The organism is Collinsella aerofaciens (genome assembly GCF_039836695.1).
Classification (GTDB): domain Bacteria; phylum Actinomycetota; class Coriobacteriia; order Coriobacteriales; family Coriobacteriaceae; genus Collinsella; species Collinsella aerofaciens_BD.
This window is the reverse complement of the sequence record NZ_JBDPAC010000021.1, coordinates 1-19,066: the sequence shown is the minus strand read 5'-3', so window position 1 is coordinate 19,066 and position 19,066 is coordinate 1. Positions and strand designations below refer to the sequence as shown.

Here is a 19,066-nt window from a genome sequence, read left to right as displayed (position 1 = left end):
GGCTAAATCCTGTCGCTTCACCGATATTCGGTTTAAACAACTTTAAGAAATGCTATCGTGCCTAGCCGGAAATGAATAATGTAGAGGTGAAACAATGCCAAAAGCGATATACGAAGGAATCTACCGAGAAATACGCTCGCGCATCATTAATGGGACCTATGCGTTTCAGGAGATGCTGCCAACCGAAGCCGAGCTGACCGCGGAATTTGGCTGCACGCGCAATACCGTCCGCCGCGCTTTGAGCATGCTGGCCGACGGGATGTTTGTGCAGCCCATACACGGCAAGGGCGTGCGCGTTATTTGGCTTAAGGGCGAAACCGACATGTTGGGCGCACTCGAAGAGGTTGAGTCGTTTGGCGAGTTTGCAAAGCGCAACAATGCCGTTGCATCGACGGACGTTAAGTCTTTCGAACATCTGGTTTGCACCGAGCAACTCTCTCGTCACCTGGGCTTTAAGGTGGGCGAGGAGTTGATTCGCGTAGTGCGTGTCCGAAGCCTCAACGGCAACGCGCGCCAAGTGGACCATGGCTATTTTTTGGCGTCGATCGCCAAGGGCCTGACTCCCGAGATCGCGGCAGATTCTATTTACGGCTATCTGGAGCACAAGCGCGGTGTCAAAGTGATGGCGAGCCGTCGTACGGTGAGTGTCGAGCTCGCCAACGATGAGGACTGCAGCTATCTTGACCTCGGCAAATACAACTGCGTTGCCGTCATGGAGAGTCAGTCGTACACCTCGGATGGCATCTTGTTTGAGGTGACGCACACTCGCACACACCCCGAGATCTTCCATTACCGCGTCAATTCCAAGCGATAGCCGGCTAGCTCGCAGCCTGACGAGACTCATGGCCTCAAAGAGAAAACGCCCGGTCAAACCGACGGTACATCGGCTTGACCGGGCGTTTTCTCTGCATTAGATAACAAATAATTGTTTATACAAAACTTGTCAAGTATCAAGTTGAAATTACCGTTCACCGAAGTTTTTCTACCGCTCTAGTAATACTTGTTCAAACAACTAGCCAAATAGCGTATCGTTCAAATCAGCAAAAGGGGCAAAGTCCCCGAGCCAATCTCCGAAGGCGGCGGCAAAGGGTGCCGCCACGGTGTGAAAGGGTGGATTGTAATGAAGAACGAAATGAGCAGAAGGCAGTTCCTGGGCTTTGCTGGTTCCGCGGCTGCAGTTCTTGGTCTGGGCCTCGTGGGTTGCGGTGGTTCTGCCGGCTCCGGCTCCTCTGCTTCTGGTGACGCTGCCGAGGTCTACTTCCTCCAATTCAAGCCCGAGGTCGACAAGGAGTGGAAGGAGATCGCCAAGGCCTATAAGAAGGAGAAGGGCGTCGAGGTCAAGATCGTGACCGCCGCTTCCAACACCTACGAGGAGAAGCTTAAGTCCGAGATGTCCAAGAGCTCCGCTCCGACCCTGTTCCAGGTCAACGGCCCCACCGGTCTTAAGAACTGGAAGGATTACTGCGCCGACCTGTCCGATACCAAGCTCCGCGGTGAGCTCATTGACGACTCCCTGGCTCTGCAGTCCGACGGCAAGGATGTGTGCATCGACTGGGTCCAGGAGAGCTTCGGCATCATCTACAACAAGCAGCTGCTCGAGAAGGCTGGCTACAAGGCCGAGGACATCAACTCCTTCGACAAGCTGAAGGCTTGTGCCGATGACATCCAGGCCCGCAAGGACGAGCTTGGTGTCGAGGGTGCCTTCACTTCCGCCGGCATGGACGACTCCTCCAGCTGGCGCTACACCACCCACCTTGCCAACATGCCGCTCTACTACGAGTTTGAGAAGGAGCACAACCAGGAGGACGACGAGATCAAGGGTGAGTTCCTCGACAACTACAAGCAGATCTTCGACCTGTACATCACCGACTCCACCTGCGATCCTTCGCAGCTTGCTTCCAAGACCGGCGACGACGCCACCAACGAGTTCGCAACCGGCAAGGCCGTCTTCTACCAGAACGGCTCTTGGGCCTACTCTGACCTCGTCAAGGCCGGCATGACCGACGATCAGATTGGCATGATGCCGATCTACATCGGTGTTGACGGCGAGGAGAACCAGGGCCTGTGCTCCGGCGGCGAGAACTACTGGTGCGTCAGTTCCCAGGCTTCCGAGGATGCCCAGAAGGCCACCGAGGACTTCATGTATTGGTGCGTCACCGCTGACACCCCGACCAGCATCATCGCCGACAAGATGGGTCTGACCGCTCCGTTCAAGAGCGCCAAGGAGACCACCAACGTCTTCTCGCAGCAGGCCGTTGCCATGGCCAAGGACGGCAAGAAGACCGTCGCTTGGGACTTCGTCTACATTCCCTCCGAGGAGTGGAAGAAGAACCTCAAGCAGGCTCTGATTGCCTACGCTGCCGATAACAGCAAGTGGGACGGCGTCAAGAACGCCTTCGTCGATGGCTGGAAGACCGAGAAGGCCGCTTCCGAGTAAGCAGTTGCTGCCCAAGCTATCTGATTAGCGACAGGGGGCGGGCAGACGTTGGTTTGCCCGCCCCCTGCATATTGAAAGGACCCTTTTATGGGCAAAGCACTCAAGCGCTGGTGGCCGCTCTTTATGCTGCCCACGTGCCTGGCGTTTATGATCGGGTTCGTGATCCCTTTTATCCAGGGCTTCTATCTCTCGTTCTGCCAGTTTATTATCATTAGTAACGCGCACTTTGTCGGTATCGAGAACTACGTGCGCGCGCTGTCCGATCCGCAGTTCTCCACGTCGTTCTTCTTTACCGTGGCGTTTGCCTTCCTGTCGACGGTGCTCATCAACGTGATCGCCCTGGCCATTGCGCAGGCGCTCACCCGCAAGGCGCTCAAAGGCACCAACATCTTCCGTACGATCTTCTTTATGCCTAACCTGATCGGCGGCATCGTGCTGGGCTACATTTGGCAGATTCTGATCAACTGCCTGCTCTCCAACGTGGGCGCCCAGCTCATCGCTCTTAACTCTGCTGCTGGCTTCTGGGGCCTTATCATCCTGACCCTGTGGCAGCAGGTCGGCTACATGATGATCATCTACATCGCTGGTCTGCAGTCCATTCCGTCCGACTACATCGAGGCCGCCAAGGTCGACGGCGCTACGGCATGGCAGACGTTTTGGAAGGTTAAGATCCCTAACCTGATGCCGACCATCACCATCTGCCTGTTCCTGTCCATCACCAACGGCTTTAAGCTGTTCGACCAGAACCTCGCCCTTACCGGCGGCGCCCCCGCGCACTCCACCGAGATGCTCGCCCTGAACATCTACAACACGTTCTATTCGCGTGCCGGTATCGCATGGCAGGGCATTGGTCAGGCCAAGGCGGTTATCTTCTGCATCCTGGTCGTGGCCATCTCCATGATCCAGCTTAAGGCCACGAGGTCCAAGGAGGTGCAGCAGTAATGAAACGCGATAAGGTTATCAACCGCGCGCTCTCGATTTTCTTTACGATCCTGTCGCTCGCGTGGATCTACCCCGTGTTCATGATTGCGCTTAATTCTTTTAAGAAAGCGACCGCAATCAGCACCACCACGGCATTCGATCTGCTCACGCCCGAGACGTTCAACGGCCTCGCAAACTACATGCACGCCCTTAACGAGCAGGGCTTTGCCTCGGCATTTATGTACTCGCTCATCATCACGGTCACGTCGGTCGTGCTGATCTTGGTGTGCTGCTCCATGTGCGCTTGGTACGTGGTTCGTGTCAACAACAAGATCTCGAACTTCTTCTATTACCTGTTCGTGTTCTCGATGGTCGTGCCGTTCCAGATGCTCATGTTCACGCTGTCCAATTTGGCGGACCGCATCGGCTTTAACACGCCGTTCAACATCTGCTTTATCTATCTGGGCTTTGGCGCGGGCCTGGCGGTCTTTATGTTCGCCGGTTTTGTAAAGAACATCCCGCTCGAGATCGAGGAGGCGGCCATGATTGATGGCTGCAACCCGGTCCAGGTGTTCTTTAAGATCGTCCTTCCCATCATGAAGCCCACCTATCTTTCGGTCGGCATCCTCGAGACCATGTGGGTCTGGAACGACTATCTGCTGCCCTACCTTACGCTCGACTCCACCAAGTACAAGACCATTCCTATCTTGATCCAGTACTTCCGCGGCGGCTACGGCCACGTCGAGCTCGGCCCCATGATGGCCTGCATCATGATGGTCGTTATCCCCATCGTTATCATGTACATCCTCTGTCAGAAGTACATCATCGACGGCGTGGTGGCAGGTGCCGTCAAGGGCTAATGCCGTAACTGTTTTGCAAGTTTCTGCGGCGCCCCTCAGCGCGGCGCCGCATATCGAAAGGTAGAGACATGGCCGAGATCGTTCTCAAACATGTTCAGAAGGTGTATCCCAACAACGAGTCAAAAAAGAAAGGCTTCTTTGGCAAAAAGAAGAAGACCGAGGAGAAGAAGCACAACCTCAAGGTTACCGAGGACGGTGTGCTCGCTGTAGAGGACTTCAACCTCACCGTTCACGACCAGGAGTTCGTCGTCCTCGTTGGCCCCTCTGGCTGCGGTAAGTCCACGACGATGCGCATGGTCGCCGGCCTGGAGGACATTACCTCGGGCGATGTGCTCATCGACGGCAAGCGTGTCAACGACGTGGCGCCCAAGGACCGCGACATCGCCATGGTGTTCCAGAGCTACGCTCTGTACCCCAATATGACGGTGTACGAGAACATGGCATTTACGCTCGAGCTCAAGAAGGTTCCCAAGGACGAGATCGACCGCAAGGTTCGCTCTGCTGCCGAGATTCTGGGCATTACCGAGTACCTCGACCGTAAGCCCAAGGCGCTCTCCGGCGGCCAGCGCCAGCGTGTCGCTATCGGCCGCGCCATCGTGCGTGACCCCAAGGTCTTCCTGATGGACGAGCCGCTGTCCAACCTGGACGCCAAGCTTCGTAACCAGATGCGTGCCGAGCTCATTAAGCTGCGCCACGAGATCAAGGGCACGTTCATTTATGTTACTCACGACCAGACCGAGGCCATGACCCTTGGCGACCGTATCGTGGTCATGAAGGACGGCGTCGTCCAGCAGATCGCCACGCCGCAGGAGGTCTTCAACCATCCCGCGAACATCTTCGTCGCCGGCTTCATCGGCGTGCCGCAGATGAACTTCTTCGATGCCCAGCTGGTGCGCTCGGGCAACGGCTTTACCGTCAAGACCGAGGATATGAACGTGGCGCTCGCCCCCGAGACTTGCGCTCAGCTTGCCCTCAACTGGGACGGCGGCGACGTGAAGGAGATTACGGCCGGCGTGCGTCCCGAGCAGATCCTGCTTGCCGACAAGGGCGAGGAGGGCGCGCTCCAGGGTACCGTCGAGGTGACCGAGCTCATGGGCTCGACCGAGCATGTCCACGTGACCGCTCCCGACGGCCAGTTTGTCCTGATTATCCCCGTCGTCGACCTCGAGGCCAAGGGCGCGCTCAAGGCTGGCGACATCATCTGGTTCAAGTTCGAGAAGAACGCGACCCACCTCTTCGATAAGGTCTCTGGCAAGAACCTTATCTAGGCCCGGTGCATCCAGGCCCTCCCTTTGGGCGGCTGCGGTATTGCCATCCTTTTGCCGCGGTCACATATAAGGCTCCCCTCCCGTCCACTGGGCGAGAGGGGAGCCTTTCTTTGTGTTGGGACCGTTCATCTGTCAGTTTGTCTTGATCTGTAACAGGAGGAGGGCCAAATTGGGTCTACCTGTTACAGATCGAGATGAATTTAACGGAGGAATCTGTTTGTCTTGATCTATAACAGGTAGACCCAATTATGTCGGCTAGATGTTACAGGTCGAGATTTTTGGTCGAGGCAGGCCACGGGCAACACAGGGACACAAAAAACGGAGCCGCGTTGCCACGGCTCCGTTTCTCAAGAGGATGGGTAAGGGAAGCGAATTAGCCCAGGTGCCAAATCTCGTCGTTGTACTGGGAGATCGTGCGGTCGGACGAGAAGGTGCCGGCGTTGGCGATGTTGATCAGCGCCTTGCGCAACCAAGCACCCTGGTCCTCGTAGTCAGCTAGCACGCGCTCCTTGGTCTGGATGTACTCCTCAATGTCGAGCAGGGCCATAAACCAGTCCTTGCCCTTAATGTCGTCGTGCAGGCGCTGCAGGCGCTCGGCGTTGCCGGTCGCCATAAAGGCGGGGTTGGTGATGAAGTCCACCAGCAGTTTAATGCCGGGCTTGCGGTAGAGCGCACCGGCGTCATAGGCGCCGTCGGCGTAGAGCTGCTCGACCTGTTTGGACGAGGCACCAAAGGTATAGATGTTCTCGTCGCCCACGAGCTCGGCAATCTCCACGTTGGCACCGTCGAGCGTGCACAGGGTTAGGGCGCCGTTGAGCATGAACTTCATGTTGGAGGTGCCGCTCGCCTCCTTGGAGGCCAGGCTGATCTGCTCGGAGATGTCAGCGGCGGGGATCACGCGCTCGGCGGCGGTGACGTTGTAGTTCTCGATCATGACGACCTGCAGGTAGGGAGCCACGTCGGGGTCGTTTGCAATCCACTGCGACAGCGTCAAGATCAGATGGATGATGTCCTGCGCGATAGTGTAGGCAGGCGCCGCCTTGCCGCCAAAGATGATGGTGACGGGGTGCTTAGGCCTGTTGCCGTTCTTGATATCGAGGTACTTCCAGATGATGTAGAGCGCGAGCATCTGCTGGCGCTTGTACTCGTGGATGCGCTTGACCTGGACGTCGATGATGGCGTTGGAGGGAATGGTCACGCCCTGCTCGAGCGCCATGAACTGGCGCATGATGGCCTTGGCCTCGACCTTGGTGGCGGCCAGGCGCTCAAGAACGTCCTTGTCGTCGGCGAACTTGGCGAGTTTGCTCAGATCGCCGGTGCTGCGCCAGTCGGTGCCGATCACATCGTCGAGCAGGCTGGCGAGCGCGGGGTTGGCCCCATGGATCCAGCGGCGGAAGGTGATGCCGTTGGTCTTGTTGGAGAACTTCTTGGGATAGATTTCGTAGAACGGATGAAGCTCGGTGTCCTCCAGGATCTTGGTGTGGAGGGCGGCTACGCCGTTGATGGAGAAGCCAAAGTGGATGTCCATGTGGGCCATGTGGACGGTGTCGTGCTCGTCGATGATGGCGACGCGCGGGTCATCGTGCTCGGCTTTCGCGATCTCATCGAGCTTGACGATAATGTCGGCGATGGCAGGGGAGACCTTCTGCAGGCTGGCGAGCGGCCACTTCTCGAGCGCCTCGGCAAGAATCGTGTGGTTAGTGTAGGCGACCATGGAGCGTACGATGGTCACGGCCTCGTCAAACTCGATGCCATGCTCGGTGGTGAGCAAGCGAATGAGCTCGGGGATGACCATGGTGGGGTGCGTGTCGTTAATCTGAACCACGGCGTAATCGGCCAGATCGTGCAGGTTGCTGCCGCGCTCGATGGCCTCGTCGATCAGGAGCTGGGCGGCGTTGCTCACCATGAAGTATTCCTGGTAGATGCGAAGCAGGCGGCCCTGCTCGTCGGAATCGTCGGGGTAGAGGAACAGGGTGAGGTTCTTGGCGATCTCGGTCTTGTCGAAGTCGATGGAGCTGCCGGGGACCAGGCCGTCGTCGACGCTCGCCAGGTCGAACAGGCGCAGGCGGTTCTTGGTGGGCTGGCCGTAACCGGGCACATCGATGTTGACGAGCTTGGAAGTAACGGCAAAATCGCCGAACTCGACGGTGTAGGAGCGGTCATCGTCGACTAGGATGTCCTGCTCACCGAGCCACTCGTCGGGGACGGCCTTCTGCTGGTTGTCGACAAAGCGCTGACGGAACAGACCGTAGTGATAGTTGAGGCCCACGCCATCGCCGGTCAAGCCCAGCGTGGCGATGGAATCCAGGAAGCACGCGGCCAGGCGGCCCAGGCCGCCGTTGCCGAGCGACGGCTCGACCTCGAACTCCTCGATCTTGTTGAGGTCGTGGCCTGCGGCGGTGAGCTGGTCCTTAACCTCGTCGTAGATGCCGAGGTCGATCATGTTGTTGATGAGCAGCTTGCCGATCAAAAATTCGGCGGAAATGTAATAGAGCTTTTTCTTGCCGTTGTTGAGCGGGCAGGCGGCGGAGCGCTCCTGCACGAGTTTGACCAGCAGCTTGTAAATGCGACGGTCGTCGAGCTGCTCGAGCGAGGTGCCAAAAGACTGCTCGGCGAGTTCCATGAGGTTAATTTGGGGCATGTTTTCTCCTGTGATGGGTTGTTTCATGTCTGCAATTCATAAGAAGCCCGCGCGAGGGGATTGGGGTGGCCTCGCGCGGGAAAAGCAAGCGCGTCCGCACGGTGGGGAGGGGTTGGGCGCGGTAGCTCCTATTGAGGAAGCTCGATTTCGGCTTCCGACGGGATGCGGAAGTAGGTCTCGGTCCAGTCGGTGAGTTTGTGCTCGAGCTCGCGGGTGATGGCGCCGTCGAGCATGCGCCAGGTCCAGTTGCCGCCCAGCGTGGCAGGGGTGTTGATGCGCGCCTCGTTGCCCAAGTTGAGCAGGTCCTGCATGGTGTAGATGCACGTGTCGCTCACGCTGGCGGCGATGGTGCGGTTGAGTGCATCTGCCATGGGTTCGCCGGCCTGCTGATGGGTGTACAGGGCTGCCTGCTCGCGCTGACGCGGGGTGGCCGTTCCCTCAAACCAACCGCGCGCCGTCTCGTTGTCGTGGGTGCCCACATAGGCGACGGTGTTGGCGATGTAGTTATGCGGCAGGTAGTACGAGTTGGTGCCCTCAAAGGCAAACTGCAGGATCTTCATGCCGGGGAAGCCCGAGTTGTCGCGCATGTCGATGACGCCGGGGGTGAGGAAGCCCAGGTCCTCGGCGATGATGGGCAGCGTGCCGAGCTTTTCCTCGAGCGTCTTGAAGAACTTGAGGCCGGGACCCTGCGTCCACGAACCGTAGGACGAATCGGGCGAGGAGAACGGCACCTCCCAATAGGCCTCGAAGCCGCGGAAGTGATCCAGGCGGATGACGTCGTACATGTCGAGGGCGGCGCGAATGCGGCCCTCCCACCAGGAGAAGCCGTCGGACTCCATGGCGTCCCAGTCGTAGATGGGGTTGCCCCAGTACTGGCCGGTGGCCGAGAACTGGTCGGGCGGCGTGCCGGCGACGCTCACGGGATTGCCGGCGGCGTCGATCTTAAAGAGCTCAGGCGTCGCCCACATCTCGACGGAGTCACGCGAGACATAGATGGGCAGGTCGCCGATGATGAGAATGTCGCGCTCGTTGGCATAGGCCTTGAGGCGGCTCCACTGGCGATCGAAGAAGTACTGCGTCATCTGGTGGTAGAGCATACGCGCTGGATGGTCGGCGCAGACCTTGGCAGAAGCCTCGCCGCGGGTGCGGAGCTCCGCGGGCCACTCCCAAAACGCCTTGAGACCGCACTCCTCTTTGACGGTCATGAACTCACAGTAGGGGATGAGCCAGTCCTCGTTGGCCTGGATAAAGTCATCGAAATCGGCCGGCTTGTCGGCAGCAAAGCGCTCGGCGGCTCGGTCGAGAATCTGACGGCGGCCGCCAAAGATAGCACCGTAGTCGACATTACTGGGGTCAGAACCCAGGTACACGCCATCGATATCGCGCTGCTCCAGATACCCTGCCTCGATAAGCTCGGCAAAGTCGATAAAGTTGGGGTTGCCTGCGCGGGCCGAGAACGACTGATAGGGCGAATCGCCATAGCTGGTCGTCGTAAGGGGCAGAATCTGCCAGTAATGTTGTTTGCACGAGGCGAGAAAATCGACGAAGTCGTAGGCATTCCAGCCAAAGCCGCCGATTCCGTATGGTCCGGGCAGAGATGAGACGGGCATGAGGACGCCGCTTGCACGCTCCATGAATGCGCTCACCAACCTTCTTGTTGTGGGGTCGGCCTGCCGATGGGTGTGCAGTCCGCCTCCGATGTTCTGATTCGATACGCCTATTGTAAAACATGTTGTTTAAACATGTACAGGCAAGATAAAAAAGTTGGTCGATTTTCGGCGAATGGTTACATGCCATGAAAAAGCCCCGACCTCACAACGTGAGATCGGGGCAAGAGCGGTATGTAGGTTTTTGCTACTCGGCGTCGGCGAAGCCGTTGGGGTTGTGGCTCTGCCAGTTCCAGCTATCGCGGCACATGTCCGCGATGTCGTATTGGGCCTTCCAGCCCATCATGCGCTCGGCCTTGGAGGCATCGCACCAGTTGGCAGCGATGTCGCCGGCGCGGCGCTCGCGGATCACGTAGGGCAGCTCCTTGCCACAAGCCTTGGAGAAGGCGGCGACGACCTCGAGTACCGAGGTGCCGGTGCCGGTGCCCAAGTTAAAGATCTCGACGCCGGTCTTGCCGTTCATCCAGTTAAGGGCGGCAACGTGACCAGAGGCCAGATCGCACACGTGGATGTAGTCGCGCACGCCGGTGCCGTCGGGGGTGGGGTAGTCGTTGCCAAAGACCTGAACGGCCTCGAGCTTGCCCACGGCGACCTGGGCGACATAGGGCACCAAGTTGTTGGGGATGCCCTTGGGGTCCTCGCCGATCAGGCCCGACGGATGAGCGCCGATGGGGTTGAAGTAACGGAGCAGCACGACGTCCCACTCGGGGTCGGCGGTGTGGACGTCCATAAGGATCTGCTCGATCATCCACTTGGTCCAACCATAGGGGTTGGTCGCGGGCTTCTTAGGATCCTCCTCGGTGACGGGCGGGTTGTCCGGGTCGCCATAGACGGTCGAGGAGCTCGAGAAGATGATGGACTTGCAGCCATGGTTGCGCATGACGTCGATGAGCACCAGGGTGTTCTCGATGTTGTTGTGGTAGTACTCGACGGGCTTGCTCACCGACTCGCCGACGGCCTTAAAGCCGGCAAAGTGGATGACGCGGTCGATCTGATGGGTATCGAAGATTTTGTTCATCGCATCGCGGTCGAGCACGTTGGCCTCGTAGAAGGTGAGGTTCTTGGCGGCCTCGTCGCCCACGATGGTCTTGACGCGGTCGACGGCGACGGCGCTGGAGTTGGAGAGATCATCGACGATGACGACCTGGTAGCCACCCTCGAGCAGCTGAACGACGGTGTGCGAGCCGATAAAGCCGGCGCCACCGGTAACGAGGACACAGGTGTCTTTGGGGTCGAGTGCTTTGGACATGTAGTCTCCTATCGAATCAGGAACACTTCTTCAGGGGAGTATAGCGCAGGCAGGGACGCCCAAATCGTGCGCTGTAGGAAAAGCAGAGGATTGTGCTAACGTACTCATAGAAGAGCTTGCGTACGCATAACCTGATCTTTGGCATTTGCTTACGAGCCGCTGACCTTGCAGTTTCCTGCCGTTCGTGGAAATCGTTGGGACGCGCCATATGTACGCTAATATGTATGAGTTGAGCGACATATAAATAAGCATGTAACGGAGTACATATGTCACCAAACAGCGATTCCATCCTTTCCCAGGAGTTCTCGCGCCGCACTGCCCTCAAGGCCCTGTTCGGCGCCGCTTCTGCGGCAGTTCTTTTTGGCCTGCCCGCTCGCGCCCATGCGGCGGAGGCTTCCAAAGAAACCACCGATAAACTGAATGCCGCCCAGGCCCAGCTCGACGAGGTTCAGGCCCAGCTCGACAGCATCGCAAATGAGTATGCGGCGCTGGCCAACAAGAATGCCCAGACCCTCAACGACATCGAGAATGTCCAGGGCAAGATTGACGACGCGCAGGCCCAGATCGATGAAAAGAAGGCCGAGCTCAAGAAGAAGCGCAACGACCTTTCCGATCGCGTGGCCGCCAGCTACAAGTCCGGCGGCACGAACATCCTGTCGCTGCTGCTGGCCTCTGGCTCGTTTGAGGAACTCGTCGCCAACGCGCATTACGTTGAGAAGATCAACAAGAGCGACCGCGACGCCATCGAGGACATTCAGACCATCCAGGAAGAGCTCGATGCGCAAAAGACCGAGCTCGAGTCGCAGAAGGCCGACTTAGAGAAGCTCAAGGACCAGCAGACTGCCCAGATGCAGGACATGCAGGCCAAGCAGCAAGAAGTCCAGACCGTGCTGAACGGTCTTTCCGACGACGTCAAGGAGCTCATGGCTCAGCGCGATTCCGAGATCCTCGCTGCCGCCCAGGCTGAGGAGGCCGCTAGGAAGGCTGCCGCTGCCGCGGCTGCCGCGAACAAGAACAATTCCTACTCGGGTGGTTCGAGCTCGGGTGGTGGATCGTACGCGCCCGGAACTCCGCAGCAGAATGCCGGCTCGGGCAAGCAGCAGGCTGTCGTCAACGCGTGCTACTCCACGCCTTCGCCGGGTCAGAACTGGTGCGCGGCGTGGGTCACCAATGTCTTCCGTAACGCCGGCGTTGGCTACTTTGGAGGCAATGCGTGCGACATGTTTAACGCCTGGTGCTATAGCTCCGACCGCTCGGCGCTGCAGGTGGGCATGATCGTGGCCGATTCCTCGCACAGCGGCACGGGTGCTCCGGGCCTTATCTACGGTCATGTGGGTATCTATGTTGGCGGCGGCATCGTTATGAGCAACGAGGGTGCCATTACGTCTAAGTCGCTTGATTCGTTTATTAGCTTTTATGGTACTGGCTCTGGCGTGCGCTGGGGCTGGCTCGGCGGTATTGCGCTGTCGTAAAGCCGACTAGGCCGCGTGCCCGCCCGCAATATATTTGATTGCCTGCTCGGGCAGTCCTGCGCAAGACGAAGGCCACATTAAGTGGCCTTCTTTGCGTGCGGAACTCGCGATCAATCAAATATATTGCGGGCGGGCACGCGGCCCTCTCGGGTTCGGGGCGCGACGCACCGGACTGGGTTATCTGAATAAATATGGCGAAGGCCCCTTTCGGGGCCTTCTTTTTTATAAAAATTCGCCGACTCGGTGGACTTCGGGTTCTAGGTCTACGTTGAATTGGTCTTTGACGGTTGCCTGGATGTGGCGGATGAGTTCGTCGACGTCGGCGGCGGTGGCGTGGTCGGCGTTGACGATGAAGCCGCAGTGCTTTTCGCTTACCTGCGCGCCGCCAACGGCGTGTCCTCGCAGGCCGGCATCCATGATGAGCTTGCCGGCAAAGTAACCCTCGGGGCGCTTGAAGGTGGAGCCGGCACTCGGCATGTCGAGCGGTTGCTTGTCCTCGCGACGCTGACGGTAGTCGTCCATGTCGGCCTTGATCATCGCGGCGTTGCCCGGGGCGAGATTGAAAGTGGCCGAAAGCACGATAAAGCCGTCGTCGGCGATGCGGCTCTTGCGATAGCCCAGGTTGAGCTCATCGACATCGAACTCGATGATGTTGCCGCTGCCGCGGGTGCCGTCGTCGAGCATGCGGGCGGGCTTGTAGACGCGCACAGACTCCAGCACGTCTGCCATGCAGGCACCGTAGGCGCCGGCGTTCATGTAGCAGGCGCCGCCGACCGATCCGGGGATGCCCGAGATGGGCTCCATGCCGGTGAGACCGGCCTCGGCTGCCGCCGCGGCGACATCGGAAAGCAAGGCGCCGGCCGCCGCCGTGACGTGCGTACCGTCGACCGTAATGTCGGAGAGGCCTTCGCCCAACGCCACGACGACGCCGCGGATACCCTTGTCGCCGACGAGCAGGTCGGAGCCGTTGCCCACGATGGTGAGCGGCAGGTCGCAGCGATAACAGGTGTCGAGCGTGGCGACGAGGCCCTGCTCGGTATCGGGCGTGACAAAGACGTCGGCCGGGCCGCCGATCTTAAACGTGGTGTGCTCGCGCATGGGCTCGCTCATCAGCACGTTGTCCTCGCCGGCAACGCCAGCAAGCGCGCACAGCAGGTCCTCGTTAAAAAAGTCGTTCTCGTGCATACGAATATCCGCCTTTTGGTGGTCGTTGTCATCAATCGATTGCAATATACCCCACCCGGACGGATTTGGTGCGCTGGCGGCGATAAAACAGCCGTCTACCGGATTGGTAAAGTGTTTATCACCGAGGTAGAGGGGTAGTCGCTATACTTTCAAGAGATTGCGCGTAAACTCGGAAGGAGCGAGATGGCCAACAAAGTCACCCTCAAGCAGATCGCCCAGGAGGTGGGGCTTTCCCCCTCGTCGGTCTCGCTTGTGCTCAATAATCGGCCCTGTCGCATTTCGGAAGAAAACCGCAAGCTCATCAAAGAGGTCGCGGCGCGCAACCACTATGTTCCCAACCAGATCGCGCGCAGCCTGGTCATGCGCGAGTCGCGCACGCTGGGCCTTATCGTCCCTAACATCGAGAGCCGCTTTTTTGCCTCGCTCGCCGGTAGCCTGGAAAAGCGCTGCCGCGAGGACGGCTATGCGCTCTTCATTACCAGCTCGGGCGGAAGCGCCGATGACGATCTGGAGCTGCTGCGCCAGCTGGTGACGCGCGGCGTTGATGGCGTCTTCCTGGTCGTGGGCGACGAGTTCTCCGACGACCGCGCCCTGCGCGAAGAAGTCAGCCACCTGCCCATCCCGGCCGTAATGGTCGACCGTGCCATTGAGGGACTCGAGTGCGACAAGGTGATGTTCGACCACGAGATGGGCGGCTACATGGCCACCCGCTATCTGATCGAGCAAGGCCACCGCCGTATTGCTTGCCTGGTTAACGCACGCCGCTCCAATACGGGGCGTAAGCGACTTGCCGGCTATGAGCGCGCGCTGCGCGAGGTTGGCCTGCCTATCGACGCACGTTTGGAGTTTGAGAGCGAGTACTACATTCCGAGTGCCTACGAGGCCTCGGAGGCGGTGCTCGCAACTGATGCTACCGCTGTGTTCGCAAGCTCGGATAACATCGCCCTCGGTCTGCTCAAGCGCTTGCACGAGATGGGGAAGAGCATCCCGGGCGACATCTCGGTGGTGAGTTACGACAACTCGGCCGCCGACGTTCTCTTTGAGCCGGCGCTGACCGCGATTGAGCAGGATCCTGGTGTTCTTGCGGAGCATGCTTTTGGCTGCATGTCCAAGCGTCTTGCCGGTAGGGGCGGTAGACGTGCCGAGGAGGTCGTTCTGGAGCCGGCGCTTATCGTTAAGGACAGCGTGCTTGACCTTACCGAATATAGTTAAGCGCACTTGTTTGTTTGCATAGATTGCATGCGGAGTGTCCGCTATTTGCCGGCGGGGCCGGGGTGCCTGCTTTGTTTTGAGAAGTTCGCGAAGCCCACCTCTCAAAACAAAGCAGGCACCCCGGCCCTCGTCCGTAAGCTCTTCCGTTGGGCGAGCCATAGACGCCGCGCACCGATCTACTAAAGCGTGAGCTTGAAATTGGTGCTATATTCGGCTTGAGTTGTTTAATGCTAGTACGGGAGGCTGATATGGGGCTGTTCAAGAAGAAAAACCCGCAGGATGCCTTTGATCCCGATGTGTTTACCATCACGGATACGATTTTGGACCCGCCGCGGTTTACGTTTTTGCCGGCTATCTACCAGGATGCCACACGTCGCAAGTGGGCCGTGCATCAGCGCGGCGGCGAGCCGAAGATTTTTGACTATGCGGACGTGTTGCAGTGCGAAGTAGCCGAGGCGGGCGATCCAGAGGCCGAGGAAGTGACTTCAAAACAGGAATTTGCCCAGCGTATCCTGGCAAATCCCGCTAAGGCGGCAAAAATGAATGCCGCCAAGCGTAATATGTGTCTTGGTATGGGCGTTGTTGTGGCGGTTCAGACGGGAAAAGACGAGGTTTCCAAATTAGAGATTCCCGTTATGACCGACGAAGTTAAACGCGATTCAAGTCTATATAAGTCGTATCGGAATGTCGCCGAGAAGATCAAGGCCGAATTTGATGCCATGGGAGGGCTGGCCTAATTTTGGCGGCATACGTTTCTGAATGAGGAGTCTGTGCAATGGCAGGCGAATCTTATGCAATTCCCCCCAAAGATCGTGCTGTTGAGGGAATTCTTTGGTATATCCAGCACCATCAGCTTGCCGGCGGTGATCGCCTACCGGCCGAGCGCGTGCTGTGCGAAGAGATTGGTGTTTCGCGTACAGCGTTGCGCGCCGGTATCACGCGACTCATCTCTTGTGGAACGCTCGAGAGCCGTCGCGGATCGGGTACGTATGTGTGTCCTCCCAAGCCGTTGAACATCTTCCAGGAAACGTATAACTTTTCCGATGCTGTGCGGACTGCCGGCCTGCACCCCTCTTCTCGTCTGGTTTCCACCGGGACCATCGAGGCGGATGAGGCGCTTGCTGACAAGCTTGGGGTGTCTGTAGGCGCTCCTTTGCTTCGCATGCAGCGTGTTCGACTTATTGAGGGCGAGCCGGCGTCAATCGAGACGGCTCACGTTAACCTGTCCCTGTGCCCATCGCTTATCGAGCACGATTTTGAGTGCGAGAGCCTTTACGATGTCTTGCTCAAAGAAGGTGGCGTGCGTGTTGAGCATGGACGTGAGCATATCTCCATCTCGCGTTTGAACGCCGAAGAGGCCGAGCTGCTCCAGCAAGAAGAGGGAACGCCGGTGTTCTATGAGAGCTCGATCGAATTTGATAAGGACATGCGTTTTGTGGAGCATTGCAAATCGGTGATTTTGCCCACAAAGTTCCGCTTTGCCGATAACGGCGAAGAGAACGGCATGAGGAGCGTGGCAGGTGAACAATGGCTGAAACAGTAGATGCCACCCCGGTTTATATGCGCATTCGACGCCGCATCGAGGAACGTATCGAGCGCGGTATATATCCCACGGGTTCCATGATTCCGTCCGAAAAAGACCTCGCCGAGGAATTTGGTACGACACGCTTGACCATCCGAAGCGCTGTCGATGAGCTGGTTCGGCGCGGGCAGATTCGCCGTGTTCGGGGAAAAGGTGCCTTTGTGGCGCAGAAAGTACCTGCTTTTTTTGAACGCACGGTCGGTTTCCGTGAATCGGTCCGTGCTTCGGGCGGCGAGCCGTCCGTCCGTATTCTCGCGCGTTCCAAGCGTTATGCGGGGCCATATTACGCCGACCTGTTTGGCATCGCCGAGGACGACCTGCTCTATTCCGTTCGACGCCTGAACTGCATAAACGGTAGCCCCGTATCGATTGAGACGGCGCTGATTCCCTGCCTGCTGTTCCCAACCATCGAAGATATTGACGTGTCGGTCTTCAGTTTGTACGAGACCTATGAGATGCTGGGCCGAAAGCCAGCCATGGCACAGGAAAAGCTCGATATCGAAGCGCTGGGCGCACGAGATGCCGGCCTCCTTGGACTGGAACAGGGCGATCTTGTTTTGCTTTTGGAATGCGTGAGCTATGACGCGAGCGGTCAGGCTATCGAGTATGTAAAGTCCTTCAATCGTGGCGATACGGGCGGCTACACCTATACGTACTAGCTGGTATTTTGTGAATAACGGCTGGGAAACTAACCAGTTTTGATCGTTGGGTCAGCTGTATATACAACCTTACAGGGCTCAAAATCGACCGTTCGCCGATGGGGATAAATTAATCGACAAAGAGGTATCAAAAAGCCGTAACCTGTAACTGTGATTGGTATCAAATACTAATGATTTGTTACGAGGTGAGACGATGAAGATGCTCGATTACGTTCAGCTTGCCCATGTGCGTATGGGGGAGAACCTCGAGCGTTCGTCTGAGCTGGTAGCGCAGCTCGTTGATATTTTCCAGTCCGGTTCTTTTGACGCGCTGCGCATCGTTGCTTCGGGTTCGTCGCGCCATGCCGCCGATTGCGCCCGCGATTACCTGCAAGATGCCCTGCAAATGCAGGTGTCCGTTGTGACGCCCGAGGCCTTCGTCGATTTTGAACACACCTATCCTCAGCATGCGCTCAACATCGCCGTCTCGCAGAGTGGCTATTCGACCAATACGATTGCGGCGCTCGATTACATGCGCGCACACGATATGGCTGCAGTTGCGCTCACGGCAAACGTCGAGGCGCCCATCAAGGAGCACACTGACATCGTTCTTGACTACGGTGTGGGCGTCGAGTCGGTGGACTTTGTGACTCTGGGCGTCGAGGTGCTCGTTGAGTACCTGGTGCTCTTTGGTATTTACGGCGGTCAGGCGCGCGGAACGATTGACGCCAAGGGCGTTGCCCAGCGTCTTGACGACCTGCGTGAGGCTATCCAGGCCAATGCCGTGATGTGCAAGACCGCCGAGGCATATGTCCAAGACCACATGCTCGAGCTTTCTGAGCACACGCCCGCCATGGTCGTCGGCAACGGCCCCAACTATGGCGTTGCCGAAGAGGCGGCCCTCAAGCTGAGCGAGACCATCAAGATTCCTGCCATGCATCACGAAGGCGAGGAGTTCGTCCACGGTCCCGAGATGCAGATCGTTCCGGGCTATCTGGTGTTTATCGTCGACGATCCGCAGGGGTCGGAGCGTCTTGCGAATATCGCTGATGCGCTATCGAACGTTACGACAAAAACGGTGCTGCTCACGGCCCATCCCAAGGGTAGGGCTCACGAGGTTGCGGTGCCTCAGGTGGCTCCGCTGCTCAGCGCAATTCCCAATCTTGTGTTCTTCCAGACGATTGCGGCCATGATAGCCGAGCGTCTGAAGTCATGGGACGTGCACCCGTATCTTGATGCCGTCTCCAAGCAAATGGAGGTCAAGGCAGAGGGCTACGAAGAGTCAGTCAATGCGCTTAAGGCCAAAGCGGCCGAGTGTTACGGAATGTAAGCGGGTTTTGATGCCCGTTGGCATGGGGGATGTGGAAACAACCCCAGAAAGGAGAGACAAATGAAGGAAACCGAGAAGATCGAGATCATGCATTTCGACCAGGAGGGCTATCTCGAGGACGGCAAGGCGCTCTACGAGACCGGCAAGAAGATGACCGCGCTCGCCGACAAGGTCGCCGACGAGGGCTACGACGCCGTGTTCCTGATGGGCGTCGGCGGCACCTGGGACGAGCTCATGCAGCTCGAGTACCTCATGAACAAGTTCGGCGACCGCGACCTCGAGGTCTACCTGATCCACGCCGCCGAGTGGAACGCCATGGGCCACAAGCGCATGACCGAGAAGTCCGTCGTGCTCACCGCCTCCGAGTCCGGCACCACCCCCGAGGTCCTCGAGGCCGTCAAGAAGATGAAGGGCATGGGCGTGCGCGTCTACGCCATGACCAAGCCCGAGGGCCCCATCGGCCAGGCTGTGGGTGCCGAGAACTGCGTCGCCATGGCTTCTGACCATGGTTCGGGCGGCTGCGAGAAGGGCTACTACCTCGCCGACTGCTTCGGCCTGCGCCTGCTCAACCGCCGCGGCTGCTTCCCCAAGTTCGATCTGTTTA

General features: G+C 58.3%; 16 protein-coding genes. 12 read left to right on the top strand and 4 right to left on the bottom strand.

Going from position 1 to position 19,066, the window contains the following annotated elements; translation table 11 throughout:
* Window positions 1-94: 94 nt before the first annotated feature.
* From ABG996_RS08980 to ABG996_RS08960, 5 genes are all read left to right on the top strand, one after another.
* On the top strand, window positions 95-814 hold the full coding sequence (locus tag ABG996_RS08980; RefSeq protein WP_055285612.1) for a GntR family transcriptional regulator: 720 nt from the start codon (window positions 95-97) through the stop codon (window positions 812-814).
* 306 nt (window positions 815-1,120) lie between these two features.
* Window positions 1,121-2,437, top strand: a complete 1,317-nt coding sequence (locus tag ABG996_RS08975; protein ID WP_006235863.1) for an ABC transporter substrate-binding protein — start codon at window positions 1,121-1,123, stop codon at window positions 2,435-2,437.
* Between the two features lie 87 nt (window positions 2,438-2,524).
* Complete coding sequence (locus ABG996_RS08970) at window positions 2,525-3,379, top strand: carbohydrate ABC transporter permease (protein WP_006235864.1); 855 nt, start codon at window positions 2,525-2,527, stop codon at window positions 3,377-3,379.
* Complete coding sequence (locus tag ABG996_RS08965) at window positions 3,379-4,218, top strand: carbohydrate ABC transporter permease (protein WP_022095055.1); 840 nt, start codon at window positions 3,379-3,381, stop codon at window positions 4,216-4,218. The genes ABG996_RS08970 and ABG996_RS08965 overlap by 1 nt, the downstream gene beginning before the upstream one ends.
* 68 nt (window positions 4,219-4,286) lie before the next feature.
* Window positions 4,287-5,486 (top strand): ABC transporter ATP-binding protein, encoded by a 1,200-nt coding sequence (locus tag ABG996_RS08960; RefSeq protein WP_347479647.1) that lies wholly within the window; start codon window positions 4,287-4,289, stop codon window positions 5,484-5,486.
* A gap of 373 nt (window positions 5,487-5,859) precedes the next feature.
* Here the strand turns inward: ABG996_RS08960 and glgP are convergent, their stop codons facing one another.
* The 3 genes from glgP to galE form a co-directional block, all read right to left on the bottom strand.
* On the bottom strand, window positions 5,860-8,127 hold the full coding sequence (gene glgP, locus ABG996_RS08955; RefSeq protein ID WP_347479645.1) for a glycogen/starch/alpha-glucan family phosphorylase: 2,268 nt from the start codon (window positions 8,125-8,127) through the stop codon (window positions 5,860-5,862).
* Between the two features lie 128 nt (window positions 8,128-8,255).
* Window positions 8,256-9,773, bottom strand: coding sequence for a 4-alpha-glucanotransferase (gene malQ / locus ABG996_RS08950; RefSeq protein ID WP_260699337.1), 1,518 nt, complete (start codon window positions 9,771-9,773; stop codon window positions 8,256-8,258).
* A 208-nt stretch (window positions 9,774-9,981) separates the two neighbouring features.
* Complete coding sequence (galE, locus tag ABG996_RS08945; protein ID WP_006235870.1) at window positions 9,982-11,043, bottom strand: UDP-glucose 4-epimerase GalE; 1,062 nt, start codon at window positions 11,041-11,043, stop codon at window positions 9,982-9,984.
* A 266-nt stretch (window positions 11,044-11,309) separates the two neighbouring features.
* Here galE and ABG996_RS08940 point away from each other — a divergent pair, with 266 nt between their 5' ends.
* The gene (locus ABG996_RS08940) at window positions 11,310-12,515 is read left to right on the top strand and encodes a coiled-coil domain-containing protein (RefSeq protein WP_347479642.1); all 1,206 of its coding nucleotides are present in this window, start codon (window positions 11,310-11,312) and stop codon (window positions 12,513-12,515) included.
* A gap of 222 nt (window positions 12,516-12,737) precedes the next feature.
* Here the strand turns inward: ABG996_RS08940 and murB are convergent, their stop codons facing one another.
* Window positions 12,738-13,700 carry a UDP-N-acetylmuramate dehydrogenase gene (murB, locus tag ABG996_RS08935; RefSeq protein WP_347479640.1) on the bottom strand — a complete coding sequence of 321 codons (963 nt, stop codon included), beginning with the start codon at window positions 13,698-13,700 and terminating at the stop codon, window positions 12,738-12,740.
* A gap of 183 nt (window positions 13,701-13,883) precedes the next feature.
* Between murB and ABG996_RS08930 the strand changes: the two genes are divergently transcribed.
* From ABG996_RS08930 to ABG996_RS08905, 6 genes are all read left to right on the top strand, one after another.
* Window positions 13,884-14,912, top strand: coding sequence for a LacI family DNA-binding transcriptional regulator (locus ABG996_RS08930; RefSeq protein WP_195568720.1), 1,029 nt, complete (start codon window positions 13,884-13,886; stop codon window positions 14,910-14,912).
* 248 nt (window positions 14,913-15,160) lie between these two features.
* The gene (locus ABG996_RS08925) at window positions 15,161-15,649 is read left to right on the top strand and encodes a hypothetical protein (RefSeq protein ID WP_347479638.1); all 489 of its coding nucleotides are present in this window, start codon (window positions 15,161-15,163) and stop codon (window positions 15,647-15,649) included.
* Window positions 15,650-15,687: 38 nt separating this feature from the next.
* Entirely contained in the window at window positions 15,688-16,455 is a 768-nt protein-coding gene (locus ABG996_RS08920; protein ID WP_347479636.1) for a GntR family transcriptional regulator, read from the top strand.
* Complete coding sequence (locus ABG996_RS08915) at window positions 16,440-17,153, top strand: GntR family transcriptional regulator (RefSeq protein ID WP_347479634.1); 714 nt, start codon at window positions 16,440-16,442, stop codon at window positions 17,151-17,153. The genes ABG996_RS08920 and ABG996_RS08915 overlap by 16 nt, the downstream gene beginning before the upstream one ends.
* A gap of 193 nt (window positions 17,154-17,346) precedes the next feature.
* Entirely contained in the window at window positions 17,347-18,462 is a 1,116-nt protein-coding gene (locus ABG996_RS08910; protein WP_347479632.1) for an SIS domain-containing protein, read from the top strand.
* Between the two features lie 60 nt (window positions 18,463-18,522).
* A partial coding sequence (locus tag ABG996_RS08905) for a phosphoheptose isomerase family protein (RefSeq protein WP_488350319.1) occupies window positions 18,523-19,066 on the top strand: 544 nt, incomplete at its 3' end.